Below are 20,571 nucleotides of genomic sequence, written 5' to 3'. Positions count from 1 at the left end.
TATAGTAATTATTAATATAGTTAATTTAAGTTTCTAGTTATATTTTTGCATTTATGGATGAGCATAAAAAATTGTATAACTCAGATTCAGATTTAATACAAGCTGTTGGTGAAAAGAAGCTAGGTGCTATAGAATCACTTTATAATAAATATTCTCGTTTGAGTTATGGAGTGATAACTGCAATTGTTCGTAATACGGATGAAGCTGAAGATATATTACAAGAAGTGTTTATTCTCATTTGGAAAAATGCTGAATCTTATAATGAGTTGTTAGGCTCAGCCAAAGCTTGGATAATTAGAATTTCACGTAATAAAGCAGTTGATTATCTACGTTCAAAAAGAAATAAACAAAAAAAGGAAGAAGCTTTTTCATTAGATGACTCAGATTCATTTTTGACTAATTCAAAAGAACTTTCTTATAATAATGTATCTACTGAAATAGAAAATAACGAGGCAAATCAAAATATTTATGTTGCATTGAATAAGTTACCAATTGAGCAAAGAGATTTGATTTATATGTCATTTATTATGGGTTATACTCATTATGAAATTGTTGCTATTACTGGTAACCCATTAGGAACAATAAAAACTAGGATTAGAACTGGAATTATTGCATTAAGAAATCATCTAAAAAATTATTCACAAGATTTTTAATTTTAGAAAAAAGATGTCAGACGAACTTTTTAGTAATGAAGAAATGAAAGATAGAATTAGTTTATACATTATTGGAGCAATGACTTCTGAGGAAGTATATCAATTTGAGCAAGATTTGATTGATGGAAAAATAGATATGATAGAGTTTAAAACTCAATCAGAAAATATTGCTTCTTTTGCTGAGGAAATTGCTGAATCGATGCCTTTACCAAGATTAGTATTAAAAGAAAAAATATTAAATGAAATAGGAAGAATTGAAAATGGAATTTCATTCCCTATTATAAGTTATCCTCTTCGTGGTGAGAACATTGAATGGATTGATTCTGGGTTTCCTGGAATAACGATAAGACCAATGCATTTAAATAAAGAAACTGGCTATATAACCATGATGGTTAAGTTATTGCCAGGTGCTAAAACTCCAAGGCATAAACACAATGGATATGAAACTTTTTTTGTACTTGAAGGTGATTTGCAAACAGATAATATCGAAATGTTAAAAGGTGATTATAATGTTACAGAAGATGGAGATATTCACGTTGAAACATTTACAAAAACTGGTTGTATTGGAATTATTCAAACAATGTTTCAAGACCAATATTTTTAATAATAAATATAATTATATTAAAATTTATTAATCCCATTTTTTAGAACTTTGAAATACCAATAAATTTAATAAAGTTTTTCAAGAATTGATTTTATTTGTAAAAATCAATAATAACCCTCCAATAAAAATCGCTAACATTATTAATTCCCTAATATCAAAAAAAAATTAAAATTAAAATTAAAGAGTTTATCTATTTAGTTTTTACTGCAAATTATTAATTTAAGCAAATGTAATTTTAATTAAAACTTTTCTCAAAACATTCAATTACATTCTTAACTTTGCATATAAATATATTTGTTTTAAATTTATTAAATTATGGGATTTTTAGCAACAATAGTAGTAGGTGGTCTCATTGGTTGGGTTTCAACTATAATTACAAAAACAAGTAATCAACTTGGTTGTTTATGGAATATATTCTTGGGTATTGCAGGGGCTGCATTAGGACATTGGGCAGCAGAAAAATATTTTCATTTTAATGTTGAAAAAGGATTTAATTGGGAGTATTTTGGTGTAGGTGTAGGTGGAGCAATTGCACTAATTATAGCATTGAGATTTATTGGGATTATTCGAAATAAATAAATCCAATAATTTATTTGAAATTTAATAAGAAAATGTTTTTGATATACTGTTTAATGTATGAAATATTGAATTATGGTGTTACTCGTTTATTGAGTTTTTATTAATGAATTTTAATTAGTATTTTCCATAGAATATCTTTTGATCAAATAAATTATTGATTTATGAAACGTAGATCTTTTATCAAAGCTGCTGCAGCTGCAACACCACTTATTACGCTTGGAAGAGCAACTCTTAGAGCTGGATCAACTCTAGAAATGATGGCTCAAATGCCACAAGATAATGATCGAATACTAGTTATTATCCAACTTTTTGGAGGAAATGATGGGCTTAATAATATCATTCCTGTAAATGACGATAATTATTATAAATTAAGACCAAACATTGGCGTTAAAAAAATAGATGCATATAATGGAATTGGTGATGTTTACCTTCATCCATCATTAGCAAAGGGTGATCCTGCTTTAGTCCCTAAAGGTATGGCAGGTATGCTGGAGGCTGGTTCGTTAGCAATTGTGCAGGGTGTTGGTTATGAGAAGCCAAATTTATCACATTTTAGATCTACAGATATTTGGTTAAGTGGTTTGAATATTTCAGATCCTGATGTTAGATTGGATACTGGTTGGGTTGGTAGAACACTTGAGAAAATGTATCCAGATTTTCCTGCTTCATTACCTGTACACCCGCTTGCAGTACAGTTCTCAGGATTTTCACTTGCATTAATGAGCAATAAAGGTAGAATGGGAATTGAAGTTGCTGATCCAAGTGCACAAAAAGGTGTTGGTTCTTCTATTGATTCTTTAGATGTTGAAAGCAACGGTACAAATTATAAAGTTGAATATGACTTTGTTGCAGATATTGCAAAACGTTCAAATCAATATGCTCAAGCTGTAAAAGATGCTTATGCAAAAGGAAAAGATTTGATTAAAGGATGGTCTAATTCATCATCTTTAGGTACTCAAATGCAATCTGTTGCTTCACTTATTGCTGGCGGATTAAAAACTAAAGTTTATGTTGTCTCAATGGGTGGGTTTGATAACCATTACAACCAACAACAAGATATAAAAACTGGATTACATCCTACTTTATTAGAGAGAATTTCTGACTCGGTGGCACAGTTTAATTATCAGATGACAAAGCTTGGTCATGCAGATAAAGTAGTCGGAATTACTGTTAGTGAGTTTGGTCGCAGACCTCAAGAAAATGGTAGTTATGGAACAGATCATGGAGCTGCTTCAGTACAATTTGTATTTGGTAAAAAAGTAAATGGCGGAATTTTTGGTAGCGCTCCCGATTTGAAAAATTTTGATAATAATGGAGATCTTAGGTATCAAATAGATTATCGAAGAGTTTATGCAGAAATTATTTCTGAATGGTTTGGGTTGTCATTAACAGATGCTAGAACAGTTCTAAAAGATGATTCAATAATTCCACTAGACGTGTTACAAACTCCAACTGGAGTTGATTCAAATAGTAGCAATAATCTTTCTACTTCAATTTTAGGTGCTTCTCCAAATCCATTTAAAAAGAATTCTACTATTGAGTTTTTTATGGAGCGAGCGGGTGAAGCTCAAATTGAGATAAGTTCAATTGAAGGTAGAAAAATTGCATTATTGAAAAAAGATTACTTTACATCTGGAAGCCATAAGTTAAATATGAATATGGATCTTCCCCAAGGATCATATTTATTAGTTTTAAATTCTGGTGGTAAAATGTCTTCAAAAGTTATTCATTGCATTAGATAAAGTTATTTTTAGTTTATAATATTAATTATTAAGCCCTCTCTAAGATGAATTAGAGAGGGCTTAAATGTAAATTTATGATTAAATAATAATTTTTTATTTTAAATCAATTAAATTGGATATTGTCAATACAAACAACACAAAATCTATAATTTTAATTTTTGGATTTTTTTCAAAAAGCTTTAAAGATGAAATTTTTGTTCCATAAGTAACAATATAATTGTATTTATTTATGACTAAACATTTGTAAATATTAATACCTAAAATTATTTAATATATTGAGGTTTCGGAATTGTTTTGTTGTTTAGTTAACTCTCTTTTTGTTTTATAATAATATTTGCAAATATACATTCCCTCCAGTTAAAAAACTATTTGTTAAAATAATTCTTGACATTTGAAGTTAAATTTAATGCCCAAAAGATAGTACTTATCATAGTATTGCCTGAAACTGTTTAAGAATGTGATATAAAATTGTTTATATTTAAATGGCTTAATTCAATTGTATTAAATTTAGTATTATTCTGCTTATGTATCTCCTGAATGTAAAAAAATTATTCTCTTAAATCGAATATTTATTATTTAATTTACCCAATTAGAACCAAGTATTTGTATCATTATAGAAGTCAATATAAATATTAGATCATCTTAAAAATTTAGAAAAAGCTTGAAGTAAGCTCATGATATTCAAAATATTGAAATTAAATATTTAGTTATCAATTGAAAGTTGGCAGGAATTTTATTTCTTACTTAAATTAAAATCACTATTTTTGCGCGACTAAATTTCAGGATAAGAGTATAAATTGCCCATTTATATAAAATTATGATTAAGAAAAAAGATGAGAAATCTACTTTAAAGCAAATGAGCTATTATTCTGGATTAGGTTTGCAATTAGCAGCTGCTATGTGTTTGTTTGGTGGCGTTGGATATTGGCTTGATTCAAAATATGGATTTAAACCATGGTTCATGATTATAGGGATTGTTTTAGGAGCTGTTGGGGGAATGGTAAGTGTTATTAGAGCCGTAATTGGAGTTAAAATTAAATAATGTAACTGATTAAGTGTTTGTGAGTTTAATAATATGTTTTAAGTTAAGCCCCAAATATAGTTTGAATAATAATGATTTTTAGATTCCTCCGTATACTTTTACCTGTTACTATTTTGATGGCTCTGTTATTAGTTTATCCTTTATTTGCATGGACTAATCCAGAACAAACAAAGGCAATTATAGCTTCAGGGATTATTTCTTTTGTAAATATATTTTTGGGAATGTTATCAATTGAATTTTCAATGGATAAGTCTACTCAAGTATTTATGAATTCTGTTTTTGGAGGTATGGTTCTACGAATGTTTTTGGTTTTAGGAGTTATGTTTGCTTTAATATTATTGGGTTTTGATAAATTATCACTAGCACTTTCTTTAATGGGATTTTACGTTGTATATGTAATAATGGAAATTACATATGTTGTTAAAGAGTTAGACAAACGTAATGCTGAATCTAAAAGAAAATCAACAAACCCAGTTTATAAAGCTATAAAAAAGATGGATTTCCCAATTGAGTGATTCAAATTAATTTTAAAGTATTAGAGATTTTTTATAATAGTTGTTAAATTTAAATATTATTTCAAAACTATAGTTTTATATATGAATTAGAATAATTCTTATGAAATATTTATAAAAAATTTAGCAAATAATGTAGATTTAAAATTAGGTTAATTTTTTAAACAAATTATAAATGAAAGACCCACAGTTTCAAATTAAAGAGGGTAATATAGTACAAGGTGATATAAAGAAGCATGATGAACATACTTCTACAGATCAACATATAACTAAAGCAAAACATAATACTGAACACGAACCTGTAACTGAATCTCCATTTACAACATTACTTGGAACTTTAGGTGATCATCGTGAACTTTCCTTTGGTCCTTATAAAATATTAGATTTACCAGTTTGGATATATAATGAAGGTTTTCATTTTTACCCAAGCGTTGAGAAAATGAATGAAGAGGGTGAATTTGTATTTGAACATCATCATATTTATAAAGCAGGAACGGTTGTTCATAATGAAGAGACAGGTAAAACATCTGGTACTTCTCCAATGTTTGATTTTTCACCAACAAGTTTAGTTGTTTATCAATGGATTGCAATCTTTTTGTTGGCAGCTATGTTTATTCCAATGGGATTTTCTTATAAAAAAAATGGTGTAAAACCAAAAAAAGGATTTTTCAATGTACTTGAGGCATTAGTTGTTTATGTTAGAGATGAAGTTGTTAGACCAAATTTAGGACCAAGAGGAGACACAATGTTACCTTGGTTTTTAACTATCTTCTTTTTCATAATTGCAATGAATTTTATTGGGTTGGTTCCTGGAGGCCATACTTCAACTGGCAGTATAAACACAACAGCAGGGTTAGCAATTATTGCCTTTTTCACTGTTCAATACGGTGCAATATCAAGAAATGGTTTTGGTGCTTGGCTTAAGCATTTAACTGGAGGAGTTCATTGGGCATTATGGCCTATAATGGTTCCAGTAGAAATTTTAGGTCTGTTTACAAAGCCTTTTGCGTTGTGTGTTCGTTTGTTTGCAAATATGACAGCAGGTCACATTATTCTACTTTCTCTAATAGGACTTGCATTTGTTACTAAAGCATTTATTCCTGTTACTATTGGGTTCTCATTATTTATTAATTTACTTGAACTTTTAGTAGCTTTTTTACAAGCTTATATTTTTACAACTTTAACAGCTGTGTTTACAGGAATGGGAATGGAAGAACATCATCATGAAGAGAAACATCATGATCCAAATCATCCAGACGATTTTATATAATTCTTAGGATAAATATAAATTATCTAATAATTTTTTAATAAATAAATAGAACGAATAATTATAAATCAAATTTTAAACTTAAATTTTTTAAAATGTTAGATCCAAGAGTATTAGCTTATCTTGCAGCAGGCGTAGGAGCCGGCATAACAGTTTTCGGAGCAGCAAATGGAATTGGCAGGTTGGCTTCTGCAGCTTTAGAAGCAATTGGTCGTCAGCCAGAAGCAACAGCAGATATTAGAACAACAATGATTATTGCAGCAGCTCTTATTGAGGGTGTTGCTTTATTCGCAGAGGTTATTTGTATTCTTCTTGCTACTAAGTAAAAATTGTGTAATATATTAAGGGTGGGTATAATTATCAATCCGCCCTTAAATTTTTTACTATTAAATTTAAAGTAGAATCTTAAAAATACAAGATTTTTAGAAAAATTATTAAAGGTATAATTTTAATTGAAAAGTTGAAAGACTCAATTAGGTTTACTTTACTTCATAATTAATAGTTTATAATTAATTGTTTATAATTAATTCTTTAAATCCTTAAATAGATTCTGCATAAAGCATTTATTTAAAAATATAATTTAATGTTAGACATAAATACAGGTCCAATTTTATGGACAATTCTAAATTTTTTAATTCTCGTTGCACTATTATACAAAGTTGCTTGGAAACCAATAACAACCGCTTTGAGTAACCGTGAATCGGCAATTAATGATGCCTTAAATAGGGCAGAAGCTGCTAAAGCTGAAGCTGCCAGAATTTCAGAAGATAATAAATTGACTCTAGCAAAAATGAGTGAAGAGCAACAGAAATTGATGCGTGATGCACGTGAACAAGCTGAAAGACTCCAATCTGAATCACTAATTAAGGCTCAAGAAGAATCTCAAAAAATGATTAATCAAGCAGCTAAAGAAATTGCTCAAAGTAAGCAACAAGCTTTAAATGAACTTAAAACAGAAGTTTCGAGCTTAGCAATAGGCGCTGCTGAAAAGATACTTAAAGAAACATTAGATTCGGAAAAACAGAAAAGAGTTGTTGAGCAATATTTAAAAGAAGTTAATTAATTATATTAAGTATTTTCTAATACTTGAAAATTACTTGATTAAATAGTAATGTTTAGTTGTTGAATATTTTAAATTAAAAACTTATAAAGTGGGAAGAGTAGCATTACGGTACGCAAAAGCGATTTTTGAATTGGCTCAAAGTGAGAATAATATTGATAAAGTTACAAGCGATTTCATCCTCTTAAAAGAAACGCTTGATAACTCCCATGACTTAAAGTTATTTCTTACCTCCCCAATTATAGATTTATCAAAAAAGGAAAGTATCTTAATTGAAATATTTAGTGGTAAAATTTCTATTTTAACAGAAAATTTTTTAAAATTACTTTCAAAGAAAGGTCGTTCAAATGAACTACCAAATGTTATTATCTCTTATCAATCTTTGCTTGATGATAAGAACAATACCATTAATGCAGTTATTACAACTGCTTTTGATATGAGTGATTCTCAAAAATTAGATGTTGTAAATAAATTAAATATTATAATTGGTAAAAGTATAAGAGCTACATATAAAATTGATGAAAAAATAATTGGTGGGTTTCAAGCTAAAATTGGAGATAAATTAATAGATGCTTCTATTGTAAGTCATCTAAATAAATTAAGACAAGTTTTTATAAATTAACTAAAAAGTTTCTGAGAATAACATTGTTAATCTCAAAATATAATTCATAAAGTCATTTTTGTCTTTGATAGAACTTTTAATGTTATCAGTTTGATTCAATATATTTCTGATAATTAGAAATAATAAATTGAAATTTTAAATTAAATTATATATATAAAAAATAATGGCAGAAGTTCGTCCTGATGAGGTAACCGCAATATTACGTAAGCAGTTATCCGGCTTTTCAAGTGAAGCCGAAGTTCACGATGTAGGCACCGTATTGGAAGTAGGTGACGGAGTAGCGCGAGTTTATGGATTATCAAATGTTCTAATGTCTGAGCTAGTAGAATTGCCAAATGGAGTTACAGGTATGGCTTTGAACCTAGAAGAAGATAACGTAGGTATTGTACTTTTCGGGGAGGATAAACTTATTAAGGAAGGAGATACGGTAAAGCGTACTGGTAAAGTTGCTTCTGTCCCTGTAGGTGAAGAATTATTAGGTCGTGTTGTTAATCCCTTAGGAGTTCCAATTGATGGTCGCGGTCCTATAAATGCAAAACATTCTCTTCCAATAGAAAGAAAAGGAACAGGAGTAATTACTCGTTATCCAGTAAAACAACCACTTCAAACTGGAATTAAGGCAATTGATGCCATGATACCAATTGGTCGTGGTCAACGTGAGTTAATCATTGGTGATAGGCAAACAGGAAAAACAACAGTTGCATTAGATGCTATAATAAATCAAAAATACACTCACACACCAGAAGCCAAAGCAGAAGGAGTTGAGCCAGTTTATTGTATTTATGTAGCAATTGGACAAAAGGCTGCAACTGTAGCAAATGTTGTACAAATTCTACGTGATAATGGAGCACTAGATTACACAACAATTGTAGCTGCAAATGCATCAGACCCTGCTCCTATGCAGTTCTTAGCTCCATTTTCAGGAGCAGCAATGGGTGAATACTTCCGTGATGGAGGAAGACATGCACTTTGTGTGTATGATGATTTAACTAAACAAGCAGCAGCTTATCGTCAAGTATCATTATTACTTCGTCGTCCACCAGGTAGAGAAGCTTATCCAGGTGATGTATTTTATCTTCACTCACGCTTATTAGAAAGGGCTGCAAAATTAGACGCTGAGTATGGAGGTGGATCTCTAACAGCACTTCCAATTATAGAGACTCAAGAATCGGATGTATCTGCATATATCCCTACAAATGTAATTTCAATTACTGATGGGCAAATCTATTTATTACCTAATTTGTTTAATGCTGGTGTAAGACCTGCAATTGATGTAGGTATTTCTGTTTCGCGTGTAGGTGGAAATGCTCAAACAAAGGCAATGAAAAAAATTGCTGGAACAATGAGGTTAGATTTGGCTCAATATCGTACTCTTGAAGCATTTGCAAAATTTGGATCTGATTTAGATAAATCGACTCAACAATTATTATTACGTGGATCTAGGTTAGTTGAGATATTAAAACAAGGACAATTTAATCCTGTTCCGGTTGAAGAACAAGTTGCTATTATTTATGCTGGAACAAATGGTTATTTAGATAACGTACCTGTGGAGCATATTCGTAGATTTGAGAAAGAATATATTCAACATCTAAAAACTAAGTTTCCAGATTTGTTAAAAGAAATTGCTAAGAAAAGAGAGTTAACTTCAGAAATAGTAGATTCGTTAAAAAATTCATTAGAAGATTTTCATAATTTCTTTAAAGCATAATTTTAGATATATAATAGTGAATAACTAGATATCTGAATTTAAATGAATTTTATTAAAAAATCATTTTATAAAATCCAAATAACTTAATAAATATTAAAATACAATGGCATACAAAATAAGCGACATAGAAGGAATTGGTCCAGTTTATACTGAAAAGTTAACTTTAATTGGAATTGATTCAGTTGAAAAACTTCTTGAATTTGGAGCAACAATTCAAGGAAGAAACCAGCTAAACGAAAAAACTGGAATTAGTTTAGACTTAATACTTCGTTGGGTAAATATGGCAGATTTGTTTCGTATTAAAGGTGTTGCTGAAGAGTATGCAGATTTGCTTGAAGCAGCTGGTGTTGATACAGTTAAAGAGCTCAGAAATCGTGTACCAGCTAATTTACATGCAAAAATGCTTGAAGTAAATAATGAAAAAAATCTTGTAAGAGCAATGCCATCAGTTTCATCAGTTACTGATTGGGTTGAACAAGCAAAAACACTTAATCCTATGGTTAGTCATTAAGTCAATTTTGTTTACTTTTTCAAAAATTAAATATTTAATTTTTGAAATTAGATAAGCTCGAAATAATAATACAATTCAATGGGAAAATATAGGGAACTAAGAAATAGAATTAAAGGTGTATCAAGTACTGCCCAAATAACTTCAGCAATGAAGATGGTTGCGGCATCAAAGTTAAGGCGTGCTCAAGAAGCTATAACCTTTGCTCGCCCTTATGGAATGAAGTTGCGTGATATAATTCAATCAGTTGCAAGTAACGAAGAAGGAGCTTCAGCTAATCCACTTTTTGAAGAACGTGAAATTGTACGTGTATGTTTAGTTGTAATTGCTGCAGACCGAGGGTTGTGTGGAGCTTTCAATAGTAATTTGTGTAAACAAACACTAATTCATATTAATACCCATTATTCAAAGCAATTAGCAGAAGGAAATCTAGATATAATTTGTGTTGGTAAAAGATCAGTTGAATTTTTTACAAAAAGAAAAATGAATGTAGTTCAAGCTTATCCAGGATTTTTCAGTAATCTTAACTTTTCAGAATCAACATCAATTGCTTCAAATTTAAAAACAGGTTTCTTAAATAGAGATTACGATCGTGTTGAGGTTATTTACAATATGTTTAAAAGTGCAATTAAGCAAGTTCCAACATTTGATCAATTTCTGCCAATTAAAAAATTTGTAACTGATAAAACTTTGAAGCAAAGAAAAGCAGATTATATCTTTGAGCCGTCAAAAATAGAATTGCTTGATTCTTTGTTACCAAAGCAGTTAAATACACAATTTTGGAACTCATTACTAGATTCAAATGCCGCTGAACATGCAGCACGTATGACTTCTATGGAAAATGCTACTCAAAATGCTCGTGAATTAGTTAGATCTTTAACGTTGCAATATAATAAGGCACGCCAATCTGCAATTACAACAGAAATGCTTGAAATTGTTTCAGGTGCAGAGGCTCTGAATAATTAAGAAAATTGTAATGATTAATTTTTAAATAGTCAATTTATTTTAACAGAAGTAAAACATTCAGTCTTTCAGAAATTTTTAGTGAACAGTGAGTGAAAATTTATTTCTAACTGTTCACTTTTTTATTAAACTTAACTTCAACATTGAATAAGAAATTAATTCCAATTTTTTTGACTGTCACAGCTGATGTTTTTGGCTTGACACTAGTAATTCCTATTCTTCCCTTTTATGCAAAAAAATTTGGAGCTTCACCTTTCACTGTTGGATTATTATTTGCATCTTTTGCAATTTGTCAATTGATTTCTGGTCCAATTTTAGGAAAACTTTCTGACAATTATGGAAGAAAAAAAATACTTCTAATAAGTCAAATAGGTACTTTTTTTGGTTTTTTATTTTTTGGATTAGCAAATTCTTTGTTGATGCTATTTGTTGCTAGAATGATTGATGGATCAACAGCAGGAAATTTAAGCATAGCTCAAGCATATATTAGTGACGTTACCAAGCCAGAAGAAAGAACAAAAGCATTTGCATTTATAGGAATAGCCTTTGGGCTAGGTTTTTTAGTTGGTCCTGCATTGTCTGGTTACTTATCTCAATTTGGTTATCATTACCCTCCATTTGCTGCAGCATTTCTTTCACTAACTTCAATTCTTTGCACTATATTTTTATTACCTGATGTCCCAGCAACTAGTAAATCTATAGAAAGTAGATACTCACAGATAAAAAGATTTTTCGGTAAAGTAGAATCAAGAAATTGGTTATTAAGTTTTTTTGCATTCACTTTATCATTTTCTACATTCATTGCAGGTGTTGCATTGTTCCTAAATCGTCAATTTGGATATGACGCTAAAAATGTAGGTTATATTTATGCTTTTTCTGGTTTAGTTGGTGTTATTATTCAAGGAGGTTTTATTGGAAGATTAGTGAAAATATTTGGAGATAGAAAACTTAGCATGATTGGTTTTACATTAATGGGTTTGTCATTTGTAACTTTGTGGTATGCAGATAATTTGACTTTGTTATTGATTAATGTAGTTGTTGGAAGTATTGGTTCGGCTTTTACAAGACCCTCAATAACCACATTAATTACGAAAAGTGTAAAACGTGATGAACAAGGAGCAGTACTTGGCGTTAGCCAATCAATGGCTAGTGTTGCTCAGATAATAGGAGCAGTAGTTTCTGGTTGGCTAATTGAACATGATTTAATAATATTCTATTGTTTAGCTGCTGGTGGATTTGCATTAATGGGTACTTTTATTAGTACTATAAGTAGTGAACCTCCTCATGAAATTCAAATACAAGAAGTTAATTAATTTTTATTTTTTTTCTATATGTCAAATAAAATATTAGCAATTGGAACTGTTGCTTATGATTCAGTTGAAACTCCTTTTGGAAGTGCACCAAACGCTTTAGGAGGATCAGCTACTTATATTTCTTTAGCTGCAAGTTATTTCTGTAATGCAACTTCTGTAATTGGAATTGTAGGTGGAGATTTTAATTCTTTTAATGTATTAACTGATAGAGGAATTAATACTAGTAATATTGAGGTCAAACCAGATGGAAAGACTTTCCACTGGGCTGGTAGATATCATTCTGATATGAATAATAGAGATACATTAGACACTCAATTAAATGTACTTTTAGAGTTTAATCCAATAATTAAAGATGAAGATAAAGATACTCAATTTGTATGCTTAGGAAATGTAGATCCAAAGCTGCAAGTAAAAGCTTTAAGGCAATTTAATTCTCCAAAATTTGTTATGTGTGATACAATGAATTTTTGGATAGAACTTATGTATGCCGATGTGTTGGAAATTATTAAAAACGTTGATTGCCTTGTTATAAATGATAGTGAAGCGCGAGAGTTAACTAAAGAACATAATCTTATTAAAGCATCAGAGAAAATTTTAGAAATGGGATGTAAGTTTGTTGTTATTAAAAAAGGGGAACATGGTGCATTATTATTTTCAAAAGATGGTGGTATATTTATTGCTCCAGCCTTCCCATTACTTGATATAGTTGATCCTACTGGTGCAGGGGATTCTTTTGCTGGAGGAATGATTGGTTATTTATCTCAATGTAGTGAAGTTAATGAATTAAATATCCGTAGATCCTTAATCTATGGTACTGTGATGGCAAGTTTTTGTTGTAGTGAATTTTCAGTTGGTGGTTTACTTAATTTAACAAAAAATCAAATTAAAGATAGGGCAAAAGAACTTCAATTAATTTCCAACTTTGATTTTAGTGAAGACAGTTATTAAAATTAAATTTCTTTTTAAATTATAAATAAGTAAATAAGCCCATCAAAAATATTAAATAATTTTGGTGGGCTTTTTTATTGTTGGTTTTAATATTGCTGACTCGTCCGAAATAAAGCTAACAGATTAATTAATAATTCCTAGCATTAGTTTACAATTACATTTTGTCTTAAACTTGATTTAAAAATATAGTTTTTTTTGATAATAGTTCTTTCAAAATCTATCGATCATTAAATTTGTTTTTGAATTATAATTATGAGCTTTTGTATGGTTTCCAATACTTAAATGAGTTCCTTCATTTTTACAAATAATTCGATATTTTTCTACATTTTTCTACTTAAATAAAATATTTAAAATTCTATCTACATTTGTGATTTAAATAACATTTTATCTTCAAATTTCACTACACTATAAAGCCAAAAACACTAAAGCAAATTGCAATACAAATCTGAAACAGCCAAACATATTGACGACAAATGAAATATCAAAACATAAGAGAAGAAGAGCTAAAAAACAAAGTAGCGCAAGACTACTTTTGGATATATGACTGCTCCAAAATAATTGGCAATGTTGACTTTAGTGTATGTATGCACCAAAGTCAAAAAGAATTATTTGAACAAGAATCGCTATTGTGGGCAGAAGCAAAAAAAGGTTCTTCTGATATTTATAAATCTATTGTTCAACTAATTTTAACAATTGGAAAAGCAAGAACCTTTGATAAATTTTTACCACCATCAATGTTAGGTGCATTTGATGGAGAAAAAATTGCTTTCATTCCTTACAATGATATACACGATGTTTTTTACATAAATGATTTTAATTGGAACGTAACTCCTTCAAACCACGAAACAAAGTAATTTAAACTTATTCACGAAAGAGTTAAAGCAGATATTGATAACAAAGCCTTACTCTTTAACTTTATCAATGACGACAGAGAGTTAAAGAAGTTCATCAAAAATAATTTTATTGTTGGGAAATTTGGATTGACCAAAACCAAAATTGACAAAAACAATTTTATTGTTATTTCAATAAATGCCTTAATATAGTAAAACCAACAATTGCTGTAAATTGGGAAATTGCAAAGAAAGCTAGTATTATTGATTTAGACTTTTACATTGCCGATATACTTTCCCAAGAAAACAATACGTTAAAGGAAAAAGTTGTACGTTTTATTAAAGCATGACCATTATGAACTTGACCGAAAACTTAGCGAATCTGGATTGTTTAGCCATAGTGAAACATCCTTTACTGATAATCAAGTTGCTCATACACAATTTTGGAATTAATACGACAGGCCACCAAAAGAAGAATATTGGGATTACATAGTTGAACGAAGAGACTTCTTGTTCCTCAAGACGTAAGAGAACGAAAAGGCAGTTTCTTTACACCACAAATTTGGGTTGAACTTTCCCAAAAATACCTTACAGATGTATTGGGGGAAAACTGGCAAGATGAATATTATATTTGGGATTGTACCGCTTGAACAGGAAATTTATTAAACGGATTCACAAATAAATACAACATTTGGGCTTCAACATTAGACAAACAAGATGTTGAAGTTATGCACGACCGTATTAAAAAAGGTGCAAACTTATTAGACGACCACGTTTTTCAGTTTGATTTTTTAAATGATGATTTTACCAAATTACTAAAGCCATTACAAGAAATTATTAACATCCCAAAAAAGCAAAAAAAATTAGTTATTTATATTAATCCACCTTATGCAGAAGGTGACAATGTAAGAGGAATTGGACGAAAAGATGTTCATGTTTGCAAAATACACACCAAATATCAAACACTTATGGCTAAAGCAAGTAGTGAAATGTTTGCTCAATTTTTTACAAGGATATATCAAGATAGCCCTAACATTATTCTTGCAGAATTTTCAAAGTTGAAAATTCTGCAAGCACCAAACTACTCAGATTTCAGAAGTTTCTTTCGAGCTTCGATCGAGAAATTTTTTGTTGTTCCAGCCGACTCTTTTGATAATGTCAAAGGCGATTTCCCAATCGGTTTTTTCATTTGGAATTTGAACAAAGACGAAGCATTTGAACAAACAATTGCCGATGTTTATGATACAAAAGGGAATTTTATAGGTGAAAAAACTATTTCAACATACGACAACTCAAAATACATTAGTGATTGGTTAGAAATATACTCAAAAAACATTTCTAACAACTACGTTGGTCATATGGCTTCGGTTGGTAACGACTTCCAAAACCAACGAATGATTTTTGTTGATAATGAAGAAAAAGAAAATTGGAAGAAAGGTGGAAGACACACAAGAATTACGACAGAAAATCTAATTCCTGTTTCAATCTATTTTGCAGTTCGTAAATGCATAGAAGCCACATGGCTTATCGACAGAGACCAATTTTTATTTCCAAACGAAGGATGGAAAACGGATTCAGAATTTCAAAATGATTGCTTAGCATTTACGCTTTTTAGTAATAATATTCAATCAAAGTATGGCACAAATCACTGGATACCATTTACCGAGCAAGAAGTAAATGCAAGAGAAAAGTTTGAGAGTAATTTTATGAGTAAGTTTATCAAAGGAAAAATCAAGCCTGATGATAAAGTAGATTTATTTGTAGTTAGCGAACCTAAAGCACATTACGAAGTACCTTTAAATTTTTCGGAGGAAGCTACCGCCGTTTTTGATGCCGGTCGTGAACTTTGGAAATATTATCATAAACAACCAAACTGTAACGTAAATGCCTCGCTTTACGACATTAGAGAACATTTTCAAGGAAGAAATGAAGCAGGGAAAATGAACAATAAAAGTTCTGATGAAACTTATATGCAACTAATAAGTGATTTAAGATTAAAGCTAAAAAAACTTGCCGAAAAAATAGAACCGAAAGTTTACGAATACGAATTTTTAAAACTATGATAATTATGTGTAAACCTATTTCAGTACATTGCAATTAATTTATCTTTTTAGCTTATCATTAAATGCATTTGAAAAATGAAATGCAGAATTAAACGAAATCTTGCTAAAGGACATAGATAATTTAAAACTAAAAAAATGAATAGCATGGTTGACTTATCTGGAAATACAAAAATTTATACTCCAAAAACAGAGGGTATTAAGTATGCGGGGTCAAAGCTAAAGATACTTCCCCATATTTTTAATATAATTTCTCAAATAGAAGTTGAAAATGTACTTGACGGTTTCAGTGGTTCAACAAGAGTGTCGCAAGCCTTTGCAAAAGCAGGTTTTAATACAACATCAAGTGACATTTCTGTTTGGTCAGAAACTTTGGCAAAAGCATACTTACTTAATACAAAACCCCCCAAAGATTATGAATCATTGATTGAGCATCTTAACAATTTAAATGGTTACGAAGGATGGTTTTCAGAACATTATGGTGGTTCAGATAAAAATCTTGAAAAAAGGCCCTTCCAATTGAAAAACACAATGAAACTTGATGTTATAAGAGATGAAATTGAAAAACTTAATTTGAATGAAATCGAGAAATCAATTGCTCTTACAAGTCTTATTCTAGCTTTGGATTCGGTAGATAGCACTTTAGGTCATTACGTTGCATATCTTGCAGAATGGTCTCCAAGATCTTACAACGATTTAAAATTACAAGTACCATTATTGTTTCCAAACAGTAAAATAAATACAGTTTTAAAAGGTGATATTTTTGAAACAATAAAGGGTAAAACTTATGATTTAGCTTATTTTGATCCTCCTTATGGCTCTAACAATGAACAAATGCCACCAAGTAGAGTTCGTTATAACTCATATTACCATATATGGACATCTGTTATTTTAAATGATAAACCTCAGTTATTTGGAAAGGTAAACCGAAGGGAAGATTCGCGAGATAAGGTTGCAGCTTCAATTTTTGAAGAATTTAGAAAAGATGAAAACGGGCATTTTATTGCTATCCAAGCTATTAAAAAACTAATAAATGAAACTAATTCAAAATACATATTATTGTCTTATAGTTCAGGGGGAAGGGCAAATAAAGAAGAATTATTTGATATTATAAATTCGTCAGGTAATTTATTACGAGTTATTGAAATTAATTATAAGAAAAATGTAATGGGACAGATGCGTTGGACTAATGAATGGATAAATAGTGAAGGCAAGTATTTAGAGTATTTATTTTTAATGGAAAAGTATTGAATACTTACAACAGCTGATACAAGAAATTAATTGAACAAAGCTTAGAATGTCATGTTTTTTAACAACTATATACTTTGACTTAAATAAAGTATATAGTTTAATTAGTCAATTCAAGTACTAGTTTACAATTCAATTTTTAGCCCTTAACTAGATTTCAAAACAAAGTGTATTTAAAAAAAATATTCTTACATAATCTATCGGTTTTTAAAGTTGTTTTGAAAGATGAATAAAATTTGGGGTATGGTTCCTAATATTCTAATGAGGTCTTTCATTGTAATAAATTGTCAATTTTCAGAAGGTTGTTGATGAAAATAGATTACATGTGAGTGCAAATTAATTTTAAATAGTGCCGGTGAAATAATAAATAATTCAGGTTTCAATGTGAACCATTTTTCAAGTGCGTCGAAAGGAGTTTTAACATTCAATTCGTTTTTTAATGAGCCATGCCTTCGATGAAGATTGTAGAAGATTAGAAAGTCTGATAACTCTTTTTCTAAAGCCACTCTGTTAGGATACTCATATTTTAATATCGTATTGGTTTTAATCGTTCCATTAACCCTTTCAACCATCCCATTCGTTTTTGGCGTTGAAGGTCTTGTTCATCTATGCTCAATGTTGTTTGTAGCACATTTTATATCTAATAAAGAAGGTTTTGTGCAGAGTTTATTCTTTTTACTATTGATTAGTCTATTCGTGAATTCAAGTCCATTATCAGTTAATATATGGGTGATGGCAAAGGGAAAAAATGACATACATTCACCGAAAAATAAATCTGTATTATTTGATGTTTTATTATCATAAATCTTGTAATTCATTATCCTTGTAGCCCTATCTATTGCTACATTTAAGTAAGAACCTACTTTGTTGAATTTTGGCATATATGTTACGTCAATATGTAAGTAGCCAGGCTCGTATGCTTTAAATTCTTTCGCTTTCTCTTTTTCAACTTCAGGCACTCTGTTGATATTGTTTTTTACAAAACATCTATACACCAATGCTCTACTAATACGGCTATTATGACGCAATAAGGCTTCATGAACCTCATCTAAAGGTAGCCAACTACTCATTCGCAAGCTAACAATTAAAGTCATTTCTAATTCGCTTAGGGCATACTCTATTTTAACTGGTGCAGAGAAAGAATCTGTTTGAAATTCTCTATTCCTCAATTTTGAAATAGTTTGTGTAGAAGTTCCAAACCTATTAGATAACTCTTTATTTGTTGAAAGATTATCCTTTTGGATTAGTTGTCTTATGCTTAGATTTGAAACGGCATTAGAATGATAAGATTGTTTCATATTATTTTAATTTTGGTAAATAAAAATAATCAATTTTATGAACGCAGTCCTTCGTTTTTTTAGTCTTACTAAATTACATGGACTGCCCTGATGCCATCAACAACGTTATGAAACTAAACAAATAATGATATTTTTTTTATCGCAATATTACGATAATGCCTCCTATATCATCGTAATATCACGATGATATTTTTACTTTTTTAAGATGAAAGGTAACTAATTAATTTACAACTTGTCATCAGAAAAACCCTGTGATGCGCATAAATACTTGTTTCTATGATGAAAAACTCTGCAATTTATCTCATACACTCATTATTTTAGTTTAAGCATTTTTCATCTTTCAATAATTAGTTTCTCAGTTTTACGTTTCCCATTTATTTCGGTTATCACATAATACATTCCACTTAAAAGCTCAACCGGTATATTTATTGTATAATCTCCCGGCTCTAATTTGCCTTGCTTCAATAACTCTATCTCTTTACCCAAACAATTAATTAGTTCTATTCTTACATTACTTACATTATCTAATTTAAAATTCAACCTGCTTAATGAATTACCACTTATGTAATTCGGAAACAAACTCACATCATACAATTGGACTGCTGTTTCATTTACACCCTTAAAATCTGCTTTAAGCCTAAATAGACGGTTATTAGACAAATACAATGTTTTGTTATCAATATCATATTCCATTGCATAAAAAGTTGAATCAGCGATTGGTGGTAATTTGTCTATTCTGCTCCATGTTAGCCCATAATCATTTGAAATTGCAATAGGTGGTAGTTTTGGCTTCAGTGCATACTTATTTGCCGCAATAATTCCCCCTTTATTGTTAAATGTTTTCAAATCTAACTGTGATATTTTTTCAAGGCTTGTAACTTCCCAACTTACCCCTGAATTGCCCGAACGATATAGCTTGTAGTCCCGTAAATTATATCCAAAAACGTAGTCGCCCAAAGATGTCAAAAATTGATAAGATTCCTTACTTTCAATTTTCCAAGTAATACCTTTATCAGTGGAACGAACTAAGTTTCCATTGTAATCCCTTGCTATAAAAACTCCCTTTGAATCTATTATCCTCTCTTCGGCACTCCGAATACTCAAAGGGAATTTAGATAATGTATCCCATGTTTTGCCAAAATCTGATGAACGTAAAATATAATCATATATATCATACAAATTATTTTCATAATAAATTGGTAAAGAGGGCGACCTGAACTTTACCCAACTTTTGCCTGTATCAGATGAAATATAATTTTTATAGCCATCGTCATTTATGAGCAACCTACCTTTTATAAACTGAATATTACGTATATCATTTGTCCCTTCGGGGTGAGGTATTTCACTCCATTTTTTACCATAGTCATCTGTATAAAATATCTGCCCACTACTACCAACATACAGCCTATCGCCAATAATTGTAATAAAACCTATCCAATGGTTATCATCTTGTGGAGTGGTTATCTCCTCCCAAACTCCTTGCTGTTGGGAATATGATTCGCTTAAAATTATAAACGAGAAAGCGATTAGTATGATTAGAACTGGTTTCATATTTTTTATTTTTTGGAAATTAATATTATTAAAGAACACCCATCTTCATAATTTTATTCTGAA

The 20,571-nt window shown here is 30.1% G+C and carries 17 protein-coding genes and 2 pseudogenes; 17 read left to right on the top strand and 2 right to left on the bottom strand.

The window, feature by feature from the left end:
* Nucleotides 1–53 precede the first annotated feature (53 nt).
* The 17 genes and pseudogenes from IPP08_12225 (at nucleotide 54) to IPP08_12145 (ending at nucleotide 17,662) form a co-directional block, all read left to right on the top strand.
* Nucleotides 54–653: a sigma-70 family RNA polymerase sigma factor gene (locus tag IPP08_12225; protein QQS66505.1), complete on the top strand. Its 600-nt coding sequence runs from the start codon at nucleotides 54–56 to the stop codon at nucleotides 651–653.
* 13 nt (nucleotides 654–666) lie between these two features.
* Nucleotides 667–1,257, top strand: coding sequence for a cupin domain-containing protein (locus tag IPP08_12220; protein QQS66504.1), 591 nt, complete (start codon nucleotides 667–669; stop codon nucleotides 1,255–1,257).
* Nucleotides 1,258–1,572: 315 nt separating this feature from the next.
* The gene (locus tag IPP08_12215; GenBank protein QQS66503.1) at nucleotides 1,573–1,836 is read left to right on the top strand and encodes a GlsB/YeaQ/YmgE family stress response membrane protein; all 264 of its coding nucleotides are present in this window, start codon (nucleotides 1,573–1,575) and stop codon (nucleotides 1,834–1,836) included.
* Between the two features lie 161 nt (nucleotides 1,837–1,997).
* Nucleotides 1,998–3,578, top strand: coding sequence for a DUF1501 domain-containing protein (locus tag IPP08_12210; protein ID QQS66502.1), 1,581 nt, complete (start codon nucleotides 1,998–2,000; stop codon nucleotides 3,576–3,578).
* A gap of 817 nt (nucleotides 3,579–4,395) precedes the next feature.
* Complete coding sequence (locus IPP08_12205; GenBank protein QQS66501.1) at nucleotides 4,396–4,620, top strand: AtpZ/AtpI family protein; 225 nt, start codon at nucleotides 4,396–4,398, stop codon at nucleotides 4,618–4,620.
* A 71-nt stretch (nucleotides 4,621–4,691) separates the two neighbouring features.
* On the top strand, nucleotides 4,692–5,135 hold the full coding sequence (locus IPP08_12200) for a hypothetical protein (GenBank protein QQS66500.1): 444 nt from the start codon (nucleotides 4,692–4,694) through the stop codon (nucleotides 5,133–5,135).
* 172 nt (nucleotides 5,136–5,307) lie between these two features.
* Nucleotides 5,308–6,402 carry a F0F1 ATP synthase subunit A gene (gene atpB, locus IPP08_12195; protein ID QQS66499.1) on the top strand — a complete coding sequence of 365 codons (1,095 nt, stop codon included), beginning with the start codon at nucleotides 5,308–5,310 and terminating at the stop codon, nucleotides 6,400–6,402.
* A gap of 92 nt (nucleotides 6,403–6,494) precedes the next feature.
* Nucleotides 6,495–6,725, top strand: a complete 231-nt coding sequence (atpE, locus tag IPP08_12190) for an ATP synthase F0 subunit C (protein QQS66498.1) — start codon at nucleotides 6,495–6,497, stop codon at nucleotides 6,723–6,725.
* A 257-nt stretch (nucleotides 6,726–6,982) separates the two neighbouring features.
* Nucleotides 6,983–7,462, top strand: coding sequence for a F0F1 ATP synthase subunit B (atpF, locus tag IPP08_12185; GenBank protein ID QQS66497.1), 480 nt, complete (start codon nucleotides 6,983–6,985; stop codon nucleotides 7,460–7,462).
* Between the two features lie 88 nt (nucleotides 7,463–7,550).
* Nucleotides 7,551–8,081 carry an ATP synthase F1 subunit delta gene (atpH, locus tag IPP08_12180; GenBank protein QQS66496.1) on the top strand — a complete coding sequence of 177 codons (531 nt, stop codon included), beginning with the start codon at nucleotides 7,551–7,553 and terminating at the stop codon, nucleotides 8,079–8,081.
* 160 nt (nucleotides 8,082–8,241) lie between these two features.
* Complete coding sequence (locus tag IPP08_12175) at nucleotides 8,242–9,789, top strand: F0F1 ATP synthase subunit alpha (protein QQS67892.1); 1,548 nt, start codon at nucleotides 8,242–8,244, stop codon at nucleotides 9,787–9,789.
* Nucleotides 9,790–9,892: 103 nt separating this feature from the next.
* The gene (locus IPP08_12170; protein QQS66495.1) at nucleotides 9,893–10,300 is read left to right on the top strand and encodes a DUF4332 domain-containing protein; all 408 of its coding nucleotides are present in this window, start codon (nucleotides 9,893–9,895) and stop codon (nucleotides 10,298–10,300) included.
* A 78-nt stretch (nucleotides 10,301–10,378) separates the two neighbouring features.
* Entirely contained in the window at nucleotides 10,379–11,263 is an 885-nt protein-coding gene (gene atpG, locus IPP08_12165) for an ATP synthase F1 subunit gamma (GenBank protein ID QQS66494.1), read from the top strand.
* Nucleotides 11,264–11,403: 140 nt separating this feature from the next.
* A complete protein-coding gene (locus IPP08_12160; protein ID QQS66493.1) occupies nucleotides 11,404–12,573 on the top strand; it encodes an MFS transporter in 1,170 nt (389 codons plus the stop codon).
* A gap of 18 nt (nucleotides 12,574–12,591) precedes the next feature.
* Complete coding sequence (locus IPP08_12155; protein ID QQS66492.1) at nucleotides 12,592–13,521, top strand: sugar kinase; 930 nt, start codon at nucleotides 12,592–12,594, stop codon at nucleotides 13,519–13,521.
* Nucleotides 13,522–13,994: 473 nt separating this feature from the next.
* Nucleotides 13,995–16,414: pseudogene (locus IPP08_12150) on the top strand (hypothetical protein).
* A 135-nt stretch (nucleotides 16,415–16,549) separates the two neighbouring features.
* Entirely contained in the window at nucleotides 16,550–17,662 is a 1,113-nt protein-coding gene (locus IPP08_12145) for a DNA adenine methylase (protein QQS66491.1), read from the top strand.
* 284 nt (nucleotides 17,663–17,946) lie between these two features.
* On the opposite strand, the pseudogene IPP08_12140 reads toward IPP08_12145, so the two are convergent.
* Nucleotides 17,947–18,957: pseudogene (locus IPP08_12140) on the bottom strand (transposase).
* Nucleotides 18,958–19,290: 333 nt separating this feature from the next.
* Entirely contained in the window at nucleotides 19,291–20,508 is a 1,218-nt protein-coding gene (locus tag IPP08_12135; GenBank protein QQS66490.1) for a T9SS type A sorting domain-containing protein, read from the bottom strand.
* Between the last annotated feature and the right edge of the window lie 63 nt (nucleotides 20,509–20,571).

The organism is Chlorobiota bacterium (genome assembly GCA_016700335.1).
Lineage (GTDB): Bacteria > Bacteroidota > Ignavibacteria > OLB7 > OLB7.
This window is presented reverse-complemented; position numbering and strand designations above follow the sequence as displayed.

Excerpts from the sequence above, each read along its gene's own strand:
- IPP08_12225 (QQS66505.1), top strand. The coding sequence starts at position 54 with ATGGATGAGCATAAAAAATTGTATAACTCAGATTCAGATTTAATACAA.
- IPP08_12220 (QQS66504.1), top strand. The coding sequence starts at position 667 with ATGTCAGACGAACTTTTTAGTAATGAAGAAATGAAAGATAGAATTAGT.
- IPP08_12215 (QQS66503.1), top strand. The coding sequence starts at position 1,573 with ATGGGATTTTTAGCAACAATAGTAGTAGGTGGTCTCATTGGTTGGGTT.
- IPP08_12210 (QQS66502.1), top strand. The coding sequence starts at position 1,998 with ATGAAACGTAGATCTTTTATCAAAGCTGCTGCAGCTGCAACACCACTT.
- IPP08_12205 (QQS66501.1), top strand. The coding sequence starts at position 4,396 with ATGATTAAGAAAAAAGATGAGAAATCTACTTTAAAGCAAATGAGCTAT.
- IPP08_12200 (QQS66500.1), top strand. The coding sequence starts at position 4,692 with ATGATTTTTAGATTCCTCCGTATACTTTTACCTGTTACTATTTTGATG.
- atpB (QQS66499.1), top strand. The coding sequence starts at position 5,308 with ATGAAAGACCCACAGTTTCAAATTAAAGAGGGTAATATAGTACAAGGT.
- atpE (QQS66498.1), top strand. The coding sequence starts at position 6,495 with ATGTTAGATCCAAGAGTATTAGCTTATCTTGCAGCAGGCGTAGGAGCC.
- atpF (QQS66497.1), top strand. The coding sequence starts at position 6,983 with ATGTTAGACATAAATACAGGTCCAATTTTATGGACAATTCTAAATTTT.
- IPP08_12170 (QQS66495.1), top strand. The coding sequence starts at position 9,893 with ATGGCATACAAAATAAGCGACATAGAAGGAATTGGTCCAGTTTATACT.
- atpG (QQS66494.1), top strand. The coding sequence starts at position 10,379 with ATGGGAAAATATAGGGAACTAAGAAATAGAATTAAAGGTGTATCAAGT.
- IPP08_12155 (QQS66492.1), top strand. The coding sequence starts at position 12,592 with ATGTCAAATAAAATATTAGCAATTGGAACTGTTGCTTATGATTCAGTT.
- IPP08_12145 (QQS66491.1), top strand. The coding sequence starts at position 16,550 with ATGAATAGCATGGTTGACTTATCTGGAAATACAAAAATTTATACTCCA.
- IPP08_12135 (QQS66490.1), bottom strand. The coding sequence starts at position 20,508 with ATGAAACCAGTTCTAATCATACTAATCGCTTTCTCGTTTATAATTTTA.